This window comes from Paraburkholderia kirstenboschensis, from assembly GCF_032806925.1.
Taxonomy (GTDB): domain Bacteria; phylum Pseudomonadota; class Gammaproteobacteria; order Burkholderiales; family Burkholderiaceae; genus Paraburkholderia; species Paraburkholderia kirstenboschensis.
In genome coordinates this window covers 1763956-1780945 of sequence record NZ_CP136511.1, presented here as the reverse complement: position 1 = coordinate 1780945, position 16990 = coordinate 1763956, and the positions used below count along the sequence as shown (strand labels likewise).

Below are 16990 nucleotides of genomic sequence, written 5' to 3'. Positions count from 1 at the left end.
CCTGAAAGTCCATGTGGATCAATTACTTGCAAAATCCCCGAATGCGAGAAAGTCGCAGAACCGCTGAGCCTTACTGCAAGCGGGTCTTCACGCGACTACCGCCAGATTTGGCACGATTTGGACGATTACCCCTGACCAAACACCGCGACGGCGTCACACTACATCACGCCTTCGCGCTGGAGCTCACCCGCGCATTCGCCGAAGCGATCGCCGTCATGTTGATGATCCGACGCACGGTCGCAGCCGGCGTCAGGATATGCACCGGCTTCTCCGCGCCCAGCAGGAACGGACCCACCGTCACGCCTTCGCCGCCGACCATCTTCAGCAGGTTGTACGCGATGTTCGCCGCTTCGACGTTCGGCATGATCAGCAGGTTCGCTTCGCCGGTCAGCGTCGTGCCCGGGAACGCAGCTTTGCGGACCACTTCCGACAATGCCGCGTCACCGTGCATTTCACCGTCGATCTCGAGCGTCGGTGCACGTTCCGCGATAAGCTTGCGAGCCGCGGCCATGCGTTGCGACGACGCAGACGGCGCGCTGCCGAAGTTCGAGTTCGACAGCAGCGCGACCTTCGGTGTGATGCCAAACTTCTCGATTTCGCGCGACGCCAGCATGGTCATGTCGGTGAGTTGCTCGGCCGTGGGCGTTTCGTTCACATACGTATCGCAGATGAACAGATTACGGCCCGGCAGCATCAGCAGGTTCATGGCGGCGAAGTTCTGCACGTTATCCGCCTTGCCTAGCACCTGTTCGATGAACTTCAGATGCGTGTGGTACTGGCCGATCATCCCGCAGATCATGCCGTCGGCTTCGCCGAGGCGCACGAGGATCGCGCCGATCAGCGTATTGAACTTGCGCATCGCGGCTTTCGCGACGTCCGGCGTCACGCCTTCGCGCGCGCCCAGTTCGTGGTACGCCTGCCAGCATTGCTGATAGCGCGGATCGTCTTCCGGATCGACGATCTCGAAGTCTTCGCCGCACTTGAGCTTCGAGCCCATCTTCTTCAGACGCATCTCGATCACCGACGGACGGCCGACCAGGATCGGCCTGGCGATCTTTTCCAGCAGCACGAATTGCGCGGCGCGCAGCACGCGCTCGTCCTCACCCTCGGCGAACACGATGCGAGCCGGCTCCGACTTGGCCGCCGCGAACACCGGACGCATCACCATGCCCGTGCGATAAACCGTGGTGCCGAGTTCTTCGCGATATGCGTCCATGTCCTTAATCGGACGGGTCGCGACGCCCGAATCCATTGCCGCTTGCGCGACGGCCGGCGCGATCTTGATGATCAGACGCGGATCGAACGGCTTGGGAATCAGATACTCGGGACCGAATTCGAGCGAGTGGCCTTCGTACGCCTTTGCGACTTCATCGCCCTGATCGGTTTCTTCGGCGAGTTCGGCAATCGCGCGCACGCACGCGAGCTTCATTTCTTCCGTGATCGTGGTCGCGCCCACGTCGAGCGCGCCGCGGAAAATGAACGGGAAGCACAGCACGTTGTTGACCTGGTTCGGATAGTCCGAACGGCCGGTCGCGATGATGCAGTCCGGACGCACTTTCTTCGCCTCTTCCGGGCGGATTTCCGGCTCCGGATTGGCCAGCGCGAGAATCAGCGGCTGTGTGCCCATTTCAGCGACCATCTCCGGCTTCAGCACGCCGGCGCTCGAGCAGCCGAGGAACACGTCGGCGCCGCGAATTGCGTCAGCGAGCGTGCGCGCTTCGGTGTTCGCTGCGTAGCGTTCCTTCGACGGATCGAGATTGCCGCGGCCTTCGTAGATCACGCCCTTGGAATCGGTGACGAGAATGTTCTGCTTCGACAGACCCAGGTTCACCAGCAGATCCAGACACGCAATGGCAGCCGCGCCCGCGCCCGAACACACCAGCTTCACTGCGTCGAGCTTCTTGCCGACCACTTTGAGGCCGTTCAGGATCGCCGCCGACGCGATGATCGCCGTGCCGTGCTGATCGTCGTGGAAGACGGGAATCTTCATCCGCTCGCGCAGCTTCTTCTCGATGTAGAAACACTCGGGCGCCTTGATGTCTTCGAGATTGATGCCGCCCAGCGTGGGCTCGAGCATCGCGATGGCTTCGACCAGCTTGTCCGGATCGGATTCGGAAAGTTCGATGTCGAACACGTCGATGCCGGCGAACTTCTTGAACAGACAACCCTTGCCTTCCATCACCGGCTTCGCCGCGAGCGGGCCGATGTTGCCGAGGCCGAGCACAGCCGTGCCGTTCGTGATCACGCCGACGAGGTTGCCGCGCGAGGTGTACTTCTGCGCGTCGAGCGGTTCGTCGTAGATCGCCATACAGGCTGCGGCGACACCCGGCGAATATGCGAGCGACAGATCGAGCTGATTCGATAGCGGCTTGGTGGGTGTAACCGAAATCTTGCCGGGTTTCGGATTCTGGTGATACGCGAGAGCGCTTTGCTTCAGTTGTTCGTCCATGCTGGTAGAAACCTTCCCTTCTTTATTAATTTACTGGACCTGTCTGCGACAGTCATCTGCTGTCGCATTATGGAGGCAGAAGCTCCACGACGGGCGCTGTCTTTGCATTGCTCTTTGGACCCGGCATATACCAGATCAGGAAGCGGCCAAACTCCTGTTGCGACGGAACCCAACAGGTAAAGCCATCCGTGACAAGCCTGATCAACAGCCGCCAATCCATCTTCAACACAGCACAATGTCCGCCACCCATGACATCTTCTCAAGGCGATCGACCATCACTTTCAGTGACTCGAAAGATGTGCGGGAGAACGATATTGTGATTTCCTCGTATCCCTGACTTTGATCGATCGCAATCCTTATGTTTTCGATGTCCCGGGCAACCGACATCAGCACTTGCCAGACTGCCGCGACCCTCAGGCCATGGTTCTTCGCACGAACGGTGAGCTGATGGCGGCTGTCCGGAAATGTCACTGGTGTTCGATTTGTCGTCAAGTGGTCGTGCATAGCCATGTCGGTTTTCAGTGTGTTCGACTATCCGCAGTTCATGCCAGCCAGTCCGGCACCACACCATGGTGATTCGTGTTCTTTTGTGGCGAGAGGCTTAAACTCGTTCCGTGCGCCCCGTCCGCACCCATGTGTGCCCGCTCATTTCACGTCATCGGATGCCTCCGCCTTTCCGGGATCCTGGCCAGTCTCCGCAGCAATGCCCGCGCCAGTTCCCTGTCGGCTGTTGAGACCCCGGCGCTCTCCAGCAACATGCCGATGCGTCCGCGCCAGTACTCCGGTTGGCCAACAAGGGAGGTGGCGGCAATCGAATCGCCTAGGGCTGATAGCTGCTCAAGGCGGATTACCATCGCTTCGAGATGCACCAGATCATTCTTGTGACACGTACTAGTCCACACTTGGTCTCCGATGTGATCTGCTTTCTAAATACATGAGTCGCGCGGTCACCATCGCCCACGCGTGCGATACCACAAGTCATGATGATCCAGGTGTCGAAGCAGTTGTGCCCGATGTCGTTCTCGTCGATAGTGGCCCATCACCAGTGGCAGCGCGATAGCGAGAGCCGAGCATCCGATCACCAGCCCCACCCATGTTTCGCTCATGCCGGGTTCCTCCTGGAAGAACAGTGGTATCGCATCATTCCGCGAACGACTCTAAGGCCGTGGGGCCAGCCACACTGCCGCTTCGCCATCCTGCCATCCGGGTACCTCGACCGGACGGCGTGGCATGTTCGCATTCCGGCGGGTCTCTGCGCAGGATGCAGCGGACCTCGTGCGGAATAGCGTTCCATGTGACCTGAGCGGTGGTGCGTCGCGCCGCCTCACTGCATATGCTGGCCGCCGTTGATCGCGATATTGGACCCCGTCACAAAACCGGCGTCGTCGGAGCACAGGTAGACGACCAGCGATGCTACCTCCTCCGGCTTGCCAAGACGACCGGCCGGAATCTGCGGCAGGATCTTCGTGTCCAGGATTTCCTGCGGAATCGCCGTCACCATTTTGGTGGCGAGATAGCCCGGCGAAATGGTGTTGACCGTTACGCCCTTGCGCGCCACTTCCAGCGCCAGCGACTTGGTGAAGCCGTGCATGCCAGCCTTGGCCGCTGCGTAGTTGGTCTGCCCAATGGAGCCCTTCGAACCGTTGACGGACGAAATATTGATGATCCGGCCCCAGCCGCGCGCAATCATGTCTTCGCACAGCGGCTTGGTCATGTTGAATACCGAATCCAGATTGGTTCGGATGACCGCATCCCAGTTGATCTTGTCCAGCTTTTTAAGCGTCATGTCCCGCGTGACACCCGCGTTGTTCACGAGAATACCGACCGGACCAATCTCAGCCTTAATCTTCTGCGCACAGTGCTGGCACGAGTCATAGTCGGCCACATCTACGGGGTAGGCGCGGAACTTGTACCCCTGAGATTCCATTCTGGCCAGCCAGTCATCTGCACCAGCGTTGTTCGGCGAGTACGTGACTACCACGGCATAACCCGCATCATGCAGTTTCACGCTGATCGCCTCTCCAAGGCCGCCCATACCACCTGTCACCACTGCGATTCGTTTCGTCATCTTACTCATCCGTGATATTAATGTTTACGAGAGTCGCGAATCTCCAGTGGCAGCACTGCACCGGCTACAACTGGCCTTGCCACCATCCACCGCTGCCTTCGGCGCGACCAAAGGCCAGACCAGGCATTGTTCAAATCGCGTGAGTGCTTGTTGGTTTCTTATCTCGCGCAAATGAAATACGGTTCGTCTGCGAACCACGATCGGAGTCGCAAACGCACTGCTTCAAATGCGTTGAATGTTTAGCCGCGCTCGGCTGCGAGCGCCACACCCATACCGCCACCGATACACAGCGACGCCAGACCCTTCTTCGCATTGCGCTTCTGCATTTCGTGCAGCAGCGTGACGAGAATCCGGCAGCCGGACGCGCCGATCGGATGGCCGATGGCGATCGCGCCGCCATTCACGTTGACCTTAGACGTGTCCCAGCCCATTTGCTGATGCACGGCGAGCGCCTGAGCCGCAAATGCCTCGTTGATCTCCATCAGGTCCAGATCGGCCGGTGTCCAGCCCGCACGCTCCAGGCAGCGGCGCGAAGCGGGCACTGGGCCGATGCCCATGACCTTCGGATCAACGCCGGCGTTGGCGTACGCCTTGATGCGTGCGAGCGGCGTCAGACCCAGCGCTTCGGCCTTCTTCGCCGACATCACCACCACCGCAGCCGCACCGTCGTTCGAGCCCGATGCATTCGCCGCCGTCACCGTGCCTTCCTTCGAGAAGGCGGGCTTCAGACCGGCCAGCGATTCGGCCGTCACACCGTGACGCACGAATTCGTCGGTGGCGAAGCGCAGCGGCTCGCCCTTGCGTTGCGGAATCTCGACCGGCACGATTTCATCATTGAAGCGGCCCGACTTCTGTGCGGCTTCCGCCTTGTTCTGCGACAAAGCAGCGAAGGCATCCTGCTGCTCGCGCGTGATGCCGTATTCCTTCGCGACGTTTTCCGCCGTCACGCCCATGTGGTACTGGTTGTACACGTCCCACAGGCCGTCGACGATCATGCTGTCGATCAGCTTGGCATCGCCCATGCGGAAGCCGTCGCGCGAGCCTGGCAACACGTGCGGTGCGGCGCCCATGTTTTCCTGGCCGCCCGCGACGACGATGTCCGCATCGCCCGCGATGATGGCGTTCGCCGCGAGCATCACCGCCTTCAGGCCCGACCCGCAGACCTTGTTGATCGTCATGCCGGGCACCGCGATCGGCAGCCCAGCCTTGATCAGCGCCTGGCGCGCCGGGCTCTGGCCGGAGCCGGCCGCCAGCACCTGCCCCATGATGACTTCGCTGACCTGCTCGGGCCTCAGGCCCGCGCGTTCGAGCGCGGCGCGAATCGCCACTGCACCCAGCTCGGGCGCAGCGATCTTCGCCAGCGACCCACCGAATTTGCCAACAGCAGTACGTGCCGCCGATACGATCACAACATCAGTCATTCCGACTCCTTATATGGCAACAAGTAACTTCAACCGCTTCAGCCACTTTTGCTGAACTTGCCGTGGCAAGTCATTGCGCCGCAGTCAGCTCCCGTTAGGCGCACTGCTTCACGTAACGCCCCGGCGCCGGCTCGATGACCGGATACGCGTTCGAGCCTTCGCCTGGACCCGCCCCCACGCGCGCGCCCCCGTGCTGCGCAAGCCAGCCCGTCCAGACGGACCACCAGCTGCCCGGACGCTGCGCCGCACTGCAACCTTGTTCGCCTGATGTGATAACCGCTTTATACTAGGCTCCTTTCCGCCGCGCCGTCCGGCGGCATTCAAGCGGCGTAACCGTGTTGTGCAAACGCGTCGCGCTAAGCACGTGCGTCCCGCTTGGACGACCTGACACGCGCCTTGAGAAGCGCCTCGCAATCCCGATTGGCAAGGCGCGGTGATATCGGGCTTGCCGATGGACTTGTCTCTCGCGAGCTAGTGCGAATGGCGGGGATCGCCTCGCGTTTCAATCACTTTCAGGTAAAGCGTCGCGGGTTCAAGACACCCGCCGGTCGAGAGCTGGCCGACCGTCTGGCGGTATAGCTCCTGCCACGGCGTTTGTGCCGGTGGAATTTCGAAGCCGGCCATTTCGCGGCGCCGCGCGAGTTCTTCTTCATCGACGAGCACCGTCACGCGGCGCGAATTCAGGTCGACGCGGATACGGTCGCTCGTGCGCAACAGCGACAGCCCACCGCCGACAGCTGCTTCTGGCGACATGTTGAGAATCGACGGGCTCGCGGACGTGCCGCTTTGCCGGCCATCGCCCAGCGTCGGCAAAGACGTGATGCCCTGACGCACGAGGGCCACCGGCGGCGCCATATTCACCACCTCGGCGCTGCCCGGATAGCCCACGGTGCCGGCGCCGCGAATCACGAGAATGCAATGCTGGTCGATTTCGAGCGACGGGTCGTTGATGCGCGCGTGATAGTCTCCGGGACCGTCAAAGACAATTGCGCGGGCTTCGAACGTGTTTTCCGCACCGCGTTCGCTTAGATAAGTCTGCCTGAACGCATCCCCCACTACCGACATCTTCATGATGGCGCTGTCGAAGAAATTGCCCGAGAGCACGATGAAGCCTGCGCCGTGCTTGAGCGGTTCCTCAGCAGTCTTGATCACATCGCGGTCGGCCGCAGGCGCAGCCGCTGCGATGTCGCCGATGGTGTGTCCCGACACGGTCAGACAGTCGCGATGCACGAGGCCAGCCTGGGCGAGCTCGCGCAGCACGGCGGGCACGCCACCCGCCCGGTGGAAGCTCTCGCCGAGATACTCGCCTGCCGGCATGCAGTTCACAATCAGAGGCGCCGCCTCGCCCACGCGCTGCCAGTCATCGAGGCTCAGCTCGATGCCCATGTGACGCGCAATTGCAATCAGGTGCGGCGGGCAGTTCGAGGCGCCAAGTGCGGAGGCCACGACGATGGCGTTTTCGAATGCCGCCTTCGTCAAGATGTCTGAGGGCCGCACGTCCTCGCGCACGAGCTCAACGATCCGCTGGCCGGTGGCGTAGGCCATTTGCCCGCGCTCGCGATACGCGGCGGGAATACTCGCGCAGCCGGGCAGCGACATGCCAAGCGCTTCGGCCAGACTGTTCATCGACAGAGCGGTGCCCATCGTGTTGCAATGACCGATGGACGGTGACGAAGCGGTCGTCAGCTCCATGAAGCCCTCGTAGTCGATCTCGCCGGCTGCAAGCAGATTGCGTGCATGCCAGATGACCGTTCCCGAACCGATGCGCTTGCCATGGTGCCAGCCGTCCAGCATCGGGCCACCCGACAGCACGATGGCCGGCATGTCGACCGTTGCGGCAGCCATCAGGCAAGCCGGTGTGGTCTTGTCGCAACCAGTGGTCAGCACCACCCCATCGAGCGGATAGCCGTGCAGCACTTCGACGAGGCCCAGATAAGCGAGGTTGCGGTCGAGCGCAGCGGTCGGCCGCCGGCTCTGTTCGGCGAGCGGATGGACGGGAAACTCCATCGGGATGCCGCCTGCGTCGCGGATCGCGGCATTGGTTCGCTGCGCCAGTTCGATGTGGTGGCGATTGCACGGGGCGAGGTCGCTGCCGGTTTGCGCAATGCCGATGATCGGCCGCCCGGACTGCAACTCTTCACGCGTCAGGCCATAGTTCATAAAGCGCTCGACATAGAGCGCGGTCATGTCCGCGTGCGACGGGTCGTCGAACCAGTTCTGGCTTCTCAGCCTGCGCGGGGTGGATTCTGACATCTCGCTTATCCCTCAGTCATGTTGAAGGTCGGACCGCTCGCGCGCGGCGCCGTTTCGCGGCGACGCCCGCGCTCGCTGATGCTTGCGATGCCGGCGGCGCCAGCCGCGCCGGAGAGTCAACCCGGCGCACTCCGCCCACGGTTAAGTTACCGGTAACACGACGGATGTTACGCCGCAGTCAGAAGGCGGGCAACTAAGGGTTACCCCTGGACTGAATCCCGCAACCGTGAAGCGATGGCCGACGCTCAGTGACAGAGGTTTTTAGAGCAGTGGCATGACGGTACAAGGCCTGTTCGTGGCCTAACGACAAGGACTGCGTGCATAGGCGCAGGACAAGGACTTCAAGCGCTTTCGCGCGGCACGACCGTGTACTCGATCCGGATGGATCTGGGCCGCCTCGCCGGTACTGTCTCGCCCGATCTGGACGACCCGCTGCCGAACGCGGCAAGGAGTGCCTCGCCGGTGCGCAAGCCGATTCCGTACGCGTCGACCGAGACCGTTGTAATCGTCGGATGGCAGCACGCCGATACTTCGAAGTTGCCGAATCCCGCCACCGCGATGTCGCCCGGTACCGAAAGCCCGCGTCGATGGCATTCCATGATCGCGCCGAACGCGGACATGTCGCTCACGCACATCACTGCTTCGGTGTCAGGCCATTGCTCGAGCAACGCGGCAATTGCCGGCGCACCGTGGCTCATTGTGATTGGCGATTCGCCGACCCGGATGACCCGCGGCGCGCCCAGTTCCAGCGCCTTCACTTCGCTGACGTAACCTCGCATCCGGTCGAGGCCCCGGCGATCGAGTTCGCTCGCCCCGCCGAGAAAGCCAATACGGCGATAACCGCGTTCGTACAGATGACGCACCATCGCACGCGCCGCTTTCACGTTCGAAAAACCCACTGCGGTATCGATCGGATCCGTTGGCAGATCCCACATCTCGACGACGGGAATGCCCGCCCGCTTCAGCAACGTGTGCGTCGCCTCGGTATGTTGTCCGCCCGTCAGCGCCATGCAGCGCGGTTGATGCCGCAACATCGAACGCACGAGCCGCTCTTCCTGATCGAGCCGATAGTCGGTGTCGCCGAGCAGTAGCTGCAGACCATGCGGCGCCATCGCCGTGCTCAGGCCTCTCACGGTGTCGGAGAAGTTCGAACTCGACAGCGACGGCACCAGCACGGCGACGAATTCCGAGCGCCCGGACGACAACGCGCCAGCCGCTGCATCGGCCACGTAGCCAAGTTCGTCGATCACCTTCTGCACCCGCGCGCGGGTGGCCTGCGACACGTTGCGCCCGGCCAGCACGCGGGAGACGGTCATCTTCGAAACGCCCGCGAGGCGAGCCACATCGGACATCCGAGGCGGAGTAGAGTGCAAAAGAGCCGTCGTGTCGGTCATCGATCGTGCGCAGCAAGTCATGGAATCCATATGATACCTGGCGCACCGGCCAGGCCGCCACGCCATGCGGCTTGCGCGCGTCCTCGCACCTCACCGGAACATACATTGGCGCTTCGTGGCCAAGGGAAAACCCCCGCGTCGTCCGCCTTGCCCGTCTGAATACTGACGTGCTAACTTAAAATACGTTACCGGTACCATTTCGCCTTCCGCGGACGGGCGGCCTGGCCGTAATACTGCTACTGACAGACGTCCCATCGTCGCGCCGTGCCGGTTCCACGAGGCAGCGAAAGGGCAAACAACAAAGCCAGATAGGCGTACGAACAAGCGCCGACCTTTTTCCAATGTGTCTGACGCGCAGGAGACGAAATGAGTTCAGAACGGGTTTTCGACAGCGGACTACCATCCCTGACCACCACCCACACAGAGCGTAAGGTAGCTTCAGGCGAGCAGTTGCGTCGTGCGATCGTGACCGGGGCGATCGGCAGTGCGCTCGAATACTACGACTTTGCGATCTACGGGCTGGCTTCCGCAATGGTGTTCAACCGTGTCTTCTTTCCGAGCCTCGGCACCACGGCTGGCCTGCTCGCCAGCTTCGCGACATTCGGTGCGGGCTTTCTCGCCCGGCCGCTCGGCGGCCTTTTCTTCGGCTCGCTCGGCGATCGTAAGGGACGCAAATTCGTGCTGCTTGCCACCGTCGCGCTGATGGGGGTGGCGACGACGCTGATCGGGGCATTGCCGACCGGCGCAATCGGCGCGGTGCTGCTGGTGGTATTGCGGCTGTTGCAAGGCTTCGGCGCAGGCGCGGAGCAAACCGGCGCTGCAACGCTGATGGCGGAAATGGCCCCTGTGAAGCACCGCGGCTTCTTTGCCGCGCTGCCCTTCATCGGCATATTCAGCGGTCTTACGCTGGCCACGTTTACATTCAACATCCTGCAGTCGACGCTCACTGAAACCGAGATGCTGGACTGGGGCTGGCGTTTGCCGTTTCTGGGCAGCATCGTGCTGATCGGTATGGCTATCTGGATTCGTCTGAGGCTCAAGGAAAGCCCAGTATTCGAGGAGCTCGCAGCCAGTCGTGAAGTGATCCAGGCGCCGATGCGGCTGATGCTCAAGTCGGGACGCCGTCCGTTGATCGCGACGGCGCTGATGCGCCTCGGCGAGACGGGCGGATCGACAATTTACACTGCGGTGGCGATTGCCTATCTGTCCGGATTCGTCGCGGCCCAGCACCATCTTCCGCGCGGCGAACTCAGTGCGATCGGCACGCGCGCGGTGCTGCTCGCCAGCCTGCTGAGCATCTTCACCACGCCGCTTTTCGGCGCATTGACCGACCGCATCGGACGCCTGCTGGTCTATCGGGTCGGCGCACTCTTTTCCGTGATCTGGGCCGTGCCGGCGTGGTGGATGATCGGCACCGGCAATCCGCTGTGGGTGACGGTTGCGCTTGTCGGCGGCTTTGCGTTTGGCGCGAACGCCATGCTCGGATCGCAATGCGCGCACTTCGCCGAACTCTTCGGCAACCGCTATCGCTATTCGGGCGTGGCGCTGTCGCGCGAAATCGGCGCACTGCTTGCCGGCGGCCTCGCACCGTTGCTGGGACTTTATCTTGTCGGCTTGTCCGGTGGACAGTTCTGGGTGATGGGCGTGTACATGGCGACGCTCGCGGTGCTGACATTCATCGGCACCCTGCTGTCGACGGAAACGCGGGGACGCGACCTGACCGTGTTGGGCGATGCGATCGGCAAAGGCAGGTAACTGAAGGCGCGGATAACCGACAGGGCAATCGAATTGCTGTCCAGCCACGAAATCGCCAGCAACTAACCGCTAGCTATTGTTGTGAATGGACCCGACTGGGCAGGCAATATGCTGCCCAGCGTTTCCTTCGTTTCATCAAAACATCACACACCATGCTTGCGTCCAACCCACGACATCCACTGCCACCCCGGGCTGATGCAAATGTTCCGCACGGACATGGCCAGCACACTGCGCAAACGTTACCTGCGGCTCAACACATTTATGCTCTGGCTGCATAAAAAGTCCAGATGAAATAGGTTTTCTCAACCAGCTTTTCACCATTGCGATAGGACTCGCGCTCACCGTATTACGCGTGTTGATCGTATGTGCATCGTATTGATACATGGAGGTTTGTCTAATGAGTTCAGAAGTCGGCAAGATCGCATTGATCACTGGAGCAGGCAGCGGTATTGGACGCGCCACCGCTCGCAAGCTGTTTCAGCACGGCTACCGTGTGGTGCTCGCTGGACGAAGCAAAGCACCCCTCGAGGCGCTAGCCGACGAGGCGCAGCAACTCGGCCACGAGGCACTTGCTGTTCCCACCGACGTCACCGACGCCGCTAGCGTCGCCGCCCTCTTCGACGCGATACGACAACGCTACAACCGCCTCGATCTTCTCTTCAACAATGCCGGCCGTGGCGCACCGGCCGTCGATATCGACGAACTCAGTCTGGACGATTGGCACGCCGTCGTGGACACGAATCTGACGGGTGCCTTCCTCTGCACGCGCGCTGCCGTCGCGTTGATGAAAACGCAACTGCCGCGCGGCGGACGTATCATCAACAATGGCTCGATCTCCGCGCACGCGCCACGTCCGAACAGTATTGCCTATACGGCCACCAAGCACGCGATCACCGGCCTGACCAAATCGACATCACTCGATGGACGCAAGTACGACATCGCCTGCGGACAGATCGACATCGGCAACGCTCTCACCGACCTGGCGGCACGCATGGCAAAGGGAGTGCCACAGGCCAACGGTGCAATTGCCGTCGAACCGCTGATGGATGTCGAGCACGTCGCTGGTGCGGTCCTTCATATGGCCGATTTGCCACTCGAGACGAACGTGCAGTTCATGACCATTATGGCCAGCAAGATGCCGTTTGTCGGACGTGGGTAGCGAAGAGACGGCTGCGGGCGAAATCCGGCGTCCAACTGGTTGCGGGTTCTTTCAGCGCTCGAATTTGGCTTCAAGCTGCAGCAGGAAGGGGTTTTCGCAGATACGAGCGAACCGGCTAGAATCTCGTTGCTTTGGTGCTCGAGATGGCGAGAAGCAAGCCACGACAAGGGATTCCAACGAAATTGAGTGCCGCGCAGTTCGAGCAATTTGTCTTGCCACATCTGAGCAAGGGCAGTCGCCGCCCTTCGAAGAAACTGAGCTTTCACGCGATCTTCAACTACATTTTGCGTTTGCTCTACCTGGGCTGCCAGTGGAAGGAGCTGCCGATCGAAAACGATTCGCAGGGCCTCCCGGAGATCCACTACACGCACATCTATCGAGCCTTTCGGCGGTGGCAACCGGACGGCTGTTTTGAAGCCATTTTCGAAGGCTCGGTGTTCAGGCTTCGACAAGACGATCGTCTGGACACCACCGTCATTCATGGCGATGGCACGACCATAGCGGCGAAGAAAGGAGGCGACAACCTCAAAGGCGACAAGGTTGTCGCCTTCTGCGACCGGCATTGCAACGTGATCCCGCCGTTCGTGACGGCCCCTGCCAATCGCAATGAATCGCCTCTGTTGCGAGAAGCGCTGCCGCAACTCACGCGCATCGCCCGTACCGTGGGCTTGGACCTGCGGGGCACCATCGTGAGTCTGGATGGCGTGTACGATTGCCGGCAGAACCGCAAAGCCATTTTTAACCGCGAAAGCACTGACGACGATCATCGCGCTGGAAGGGAATAAGTCGATTTAAAAGAATTTCCGGTTTCAATCGTCCGTCGAAAGACGGCTTTGTCCCCGTCGACGGCGGAAATCGGCGAGACTAGTGGCTTGCGTATTCTGCCTGTCACCCCCCGTAGTTCACGTTTGCCATGGCAACTCGTCTTCTGAAAGCACTCGCTGTGCTGCTCATGACAGGCGCGGGCTTCTGCCCTGTCGTGGCGCACGCGTACGCGCTTGATGCGCAATTCGACTGCAGGGCGCGTCCACACGGGTTCATTGAGCAACTCATCAAGGCTCTGTTGCAAATAGGGTCGGCGAATCGGTTAGAGTTGTCGGAGCCAAACGAACTGATGACCTGCGATGAACAAGCTGAAGAGTCTGGAGGAGTTGTTCGGTGGACGCCATTTTGATCGGGAGATCATCATTCTGTGCGTTCGCTGGTATCTGCGCTACAAGCTCAGCCTGCGCGATCTGGTCGAGATGATGGCCGAACGGGGATTATCGTTGGCTCACACGACGATCCTGCGCTGGGTGAGACGTTATACGCCCGAGTTCGTCAAACGCTGGAACCGCTTTGCTACGCCGGCCGGTCGCTCGTGGCGCGTCGACGAAACCTACATGAAGATTCGAGGCAAATGGGTCTACCTGTACCGGGCGGTGGATCGGGCTGGCCAGACGGTGGACTTCATGCTCAGGGCGAGACGCGACGTGGCCGCGGCCAAAGCCTTTTTCAGCAAGGCTATCAGGCATCAGGGCCAGTCGCCGGAGACCGTCACGCTCGACGGCTATGCTGCCTCGCACCGCGCGGTGCGCGAGATGAAGGCCGATGGTCTGCTGCCTGAAGACACGAAGGTCCGGTCCTCAAAATATATGAACAACTTGATCGAACAGGACCATCGTCACATCAAGTCCAGAACGAACGTGATGCTTGGATTCAGGCGGTTCAGGAGCGCCGCGACCACAATCTCAGGTATCGAATTGACGCATCGCATTCGCAAGGGCCAGTTCGATCTCACGGAGCTCGGCCTCAAGGAGGCTACTGCGCCCGCAGTATGGAATGCGGTCCTGTCCATTCGGTAAGTTATCCTTCGTATAGGAAACTTCTCAACTTGCTTTCCTATTTGCACCAGAACCCACAAGGGGATGTTGAAGGCCCCCGATGTGACACAAAGTGCCGTACTTTATGGCGTTTTTGATCTGCGCACTGAGATGGGCACCTTCCGAAGATCAAAAAAAATGACCTCCGGTATTTGCACTTGCTGCCGCTTCAAGCGAATGCACCTATCGCGCTCCTCTACAACCGCATTAGCCGAATTAGCGGACACGACAAACGCGTTAGCAAAATCAACGGACATCCGGGCGTGCGTGCGTTGCTGAAACGCAACGCCTAGAAAGGCGTGTGAAACCGGTGCTATGCCTTATTTTGGCGGGGCCAAAATACAGGCTTACATTGCGTAATCTATGGGCGCGATTAGCAGTTTTAAGGACTTCAACACAAACCGCGAATGCGGGGCCTTCACCCTTCAAAACGTCGTCGCAACGGTAAGGCTTTGCGGCTGGAGCGGTCAACCGCGTACATCCGCCGCCGCAAGACCGCGCTCCAATGCATGCTTCGCGATGAGTTCCGTCAAAGCGTCGAGGTCGGCCGGCTTGATTAAGTGATGGTCCATGCCGGCAGCCTTTGAGTTCTGCCGGTCCCCCTCTTGCCCGTATCCACTCAACGCGATAAGCAGGCAACCTTGCATGTCCGTGTCTTCGCGCATCCTCCTCGCGACTTCGTACCCCGTCATTCCCGGCAGGCCGATGTCCAGAATGGTCACTTGCGGTCTGAAGCTGCGCGCCAGTACAAGGGCGGATGGCCCATCGTACGCACAAGATACCTCGTAACCTTGCATTTCCAGGAACAGGGCTACGCTTTCTGCTGACGCCATCGAGTCGTCGACCACGAGGACGCGGAGTGCGCGGACGGCACGGAGAGGAACCAGGCCGGGCGCACTCGCGAGCGGCTTCGCCTCGACCCTGGCGGGTAGACGTACCGTGAATTTTGCGCCCTTGCCTCGCCCGTCACTGCTGCAGGTAATTGAACCGCCGTGCGATTCAACAATGTGGCGTGCCAGCGTCAGTCCGATCCCGAGGCCGCCTTGAGCGCGATCGAGCGAGCTATCGCCTTGCGCGAACAGCTCGAACACGCGGGGCAGCCACTTCGGGTCTACTCCCTCGCCGTCGTCGGTGACGCTGATAATCGCCTGGTCATCGCTGAAGTCTGTGGACAGGCCTATGTTACCGGCCACTGGCGTGAACTTCGAGGCGTTATTCAGCAGGTTCGCGACGACCTGCGTCAGCCGTACTATATCGCCCTCGACCATCACATGATCAGCGTGCGCGTTCAACACGAACGCTTGCGAACGCCTGGCGAAATGCGGGCGGCTGGTCTCTATCGCGCGCTCGACCACCAGGCTCAAGGGGACTGGCTCACGGCGCAGGGACACTGTGCCCCGCGCTATGCGTGACACGTCCAGTAAGTCGTCCACGATATGTACCATGTGATCGATCTGCGTGCCAATGATCTCGCAAGACCACTTCAAGAGCTTCTCGTCGGTCCAATCAGCGGACTTCATGACACCTACCGCATTGGAGATCGGCGCGAGCGGGTTGCGCAGTTCATGCGCGAGCATTGCCAGGAATTCGTCTTTGCGCCGGTCTTCCTCCCGCAACGCGGAGAACAACAATGCATTCTCCAACCCGATGGATGCTCGGCTCACGAACTCGGTAATCACCGCAGCCAACTCACTGCGACTCTCACGAACACCAACGCCAAGCGCAAGCACCGCCTTGTGCTGCGCTGTGTTCAGTAACGGATAAAATGTGACTTCGCCGGTCTCGGTGACACAGGGGGCGCGCTGAGGCTCGGCAGATGCACTTCCGAAGATTTCCGCTGTACTACCGCTAAATGCGACAGCCTCTCCAAGCTGAAGCGACTGCTGCGCATGATCGAAAAAGCCCTTGACCGGCACCAGTGGCACGCACGGAGGCTGGCGAGCTTGGTCCACTTCATGCGAGCTCGCAGGGCGCGTGCGGATCACCGAGCGCGGCACGGACTCATTTTCGAGTATAAGAAGGACGCACGCCACGTCCGCCAGCGTGGGCACGGCGGTGTCGACAACGCGTGCCAACGTGGTCTCGACATCCAGGGACCGAGTCAGCTGATGGCTGACATGGGAGAGGAAGTCCGCTCGCTGTCGAGCCTGGTCTGCCGACGCACGCAGGGCCTCGGCACGGGCGAGCTCCTCGCGCTCTGCGGCGCGCGAAATCAGCTCGAGGTTCATTCTGTAAAGCTGTACAAACACCCGGACCTTCGCGCGAAGGATCTCCGATACGACTGGCGAGGATATGTAGTCGACGGCTCCGAGAGAGTAACCGCGCGCCATTTCCTCGTCGTCGACGTGCGCTGTCACGAAGATGATGGGCGTCGCGGCGGTGCGTCGATAAGACCGAAGCAGGCTGGCTGTTTCGAAGCCGTCCATGTCCGGCATGTTGACATCCAGCAAGATCACTGCGAAATCTTGCCTCAACACTTCCTTCAATGCCTCTCGTCCAGACAGAACGCAGACGACGTCCTGCCCTGGCTCCTCCAGCACCGTGCGGAGGACCACATGTTGACTGACCAGGTCGTCCACGACCAAAATGCGCACGCTCTCCGGCGCAGCAACGTCCACATTCAACATGG

At 60.8% G+C, this 16990-nt stretch carries 11 protein-coding genes; 4 read left to right on the top strand and 7 right to left on the bottom strand.

Annotated features, from left to right (window positions below):
* Nucleotides 1–163 precede the first annotated feature (163 nt).
* From RW095_RS08600 to RW095_RS08575, 6 genes are all read right to left on the bottom strand, one after another.
* A complete protein-coding gene (locus RW095_RS08600; protein WP_317015696.1) occupies nt 164–2449 on the bottom strand; it encodes an NADP-dependent malic enzyme in 2286 nt (761 codons plus the stop codon).
* 222 nt (nt 2450–2671) lie between these two features.
* The gene (locus RW095_RS08595; RefSeq protein ID WP_317015694.1) at nt 2672–2959 is read right to left on the bottom strand and encodes a hypothetical protein; all 288 of its coding nucleotides are present in this window, start codon (nt 2957–2959) and stop codon (nt 2672–2674) included.
* 814 nt (nt 2960–3773) lie between these two features.
* Nucleotides 3774–4517, bottom strand: a complete 744-nt coding sequence (gene phbB / locus RW095_RS08590) for an acetoacetyl-CoA reductase (RefSeq protein WP_317015693.1) — start codon at nt 4515–4517, stop codon at nt 3774–3776.
* Nucleotides 4518–4756: 239 nt separating this feature from the next.
* Nucleotides 4757–5938: an acetyl-CoA C-acetyltransferase gene (locus tag RW095_RS08585; RefSeq protein WP_317015691.1), complete on the bottom strand. Its 1182-nt coding sequence runs from the start codon at nt 5936–5938 to the stop codon at nt 4757–4759.
* Nucleotides 5939–6409: 471 nt separating this feature from the next.
* On the bottom strand, nt 6410–8191 hold the full coding sequence (locus RW095_RS08580) for an IlvD/Edd family dehydratase (RefSeq protein ID WP_317015690.1): 1782 nt from the start codon (nt 8189–8191) through the stop codon (nt 6410–6412).
* Nucleotides 8192–8532: 341 nt separating this feature from the next.
* Complete coding sequence (locus RW095_RS08575) at nt 8533–9543, bottom strand: LacI family DNA-binding transcriptional regulator (protein WP_394365018.1); 1011 nt, start codon at nt 9541–9543, stop codon at nt 8533–8535.
* A gap of 408 nt (nt 9544–9951) precedes the next feature.
* Here RW095_RS08575 and RW095_RS08570 point away from each other — a divergent pair, with 408 nt between their 5' ends.
* The 4 genes from RW095_RS08570 to RW095_RS08555 all read left to right on the top strand — a co-directional run bounded on the left by RW095_RS08570 (nt 9952) and on the right by RW095_RS08555 (nt 14343).
* Nucleotides 9952–11340, top strand: a complete 1389-nt coding sequence (locus RW095_RS08570) for an MFS transporter (RefSeq protein WP_317015687.1) — start codon at nt 9952–9954, stop codon at nt 11338–11340.
* Between the two features lie 397 nt (nt 11341–11737).
* Nucleotides 11738–12499: an SDR family oxidoreductase gene (locus tag RW095_RS08565; RefSeq protein WP_317015685.1), complete on the top strand. Its 762-nt coding sequence runs from the start codon at nt 11738–11740 to the stop codon at nt 12497–12499.
* Nucleotides 12500–12642: 143 nt separating this feature from the next.
* Nucleotides 12643–13284 carry a transposase gene (locus tag RW095_RS08560; protein WP_317015684.1) on the top strand — a complete coding sequence of 214 codons (642 nt, stop codon included), beginning with the start codon at nt 12643–12645 and terminating at the stop codon, nt 13282–13284.
* A gap of 348 nt (nt 13285–13632) precedes the next feature.
* Nucleotides 13633–14343 carry an IS6 family transposase gene (locus RW095_RS08555; RefSeq protein ID WP_394365051.1) on the top strand — a complete coding sequence of 237 codons (711 nt, stop codon included), beginning with the start codon at nt 13633–13635 and terminating at the stop codon, nt 14341–14343.
* A gap of 485 nt (nt 14344–14828) precedes the next feature.
* Here the strand turns inward: RW095_RS08555 and RW095_RS08550 are convergent, their stop codons facing one another.
* Complete coding sequence (locus RW095_RS08550; protein ID WP_317015681.1) at nt 14829–16988, bottom strand: ATP-binding response regulator; 2160 nt, start codon at nt 16986–16988, stop codon at nt 14829–14831.
* Nucleotides 16989–16990: the final 2 nt, after the last annotated feature.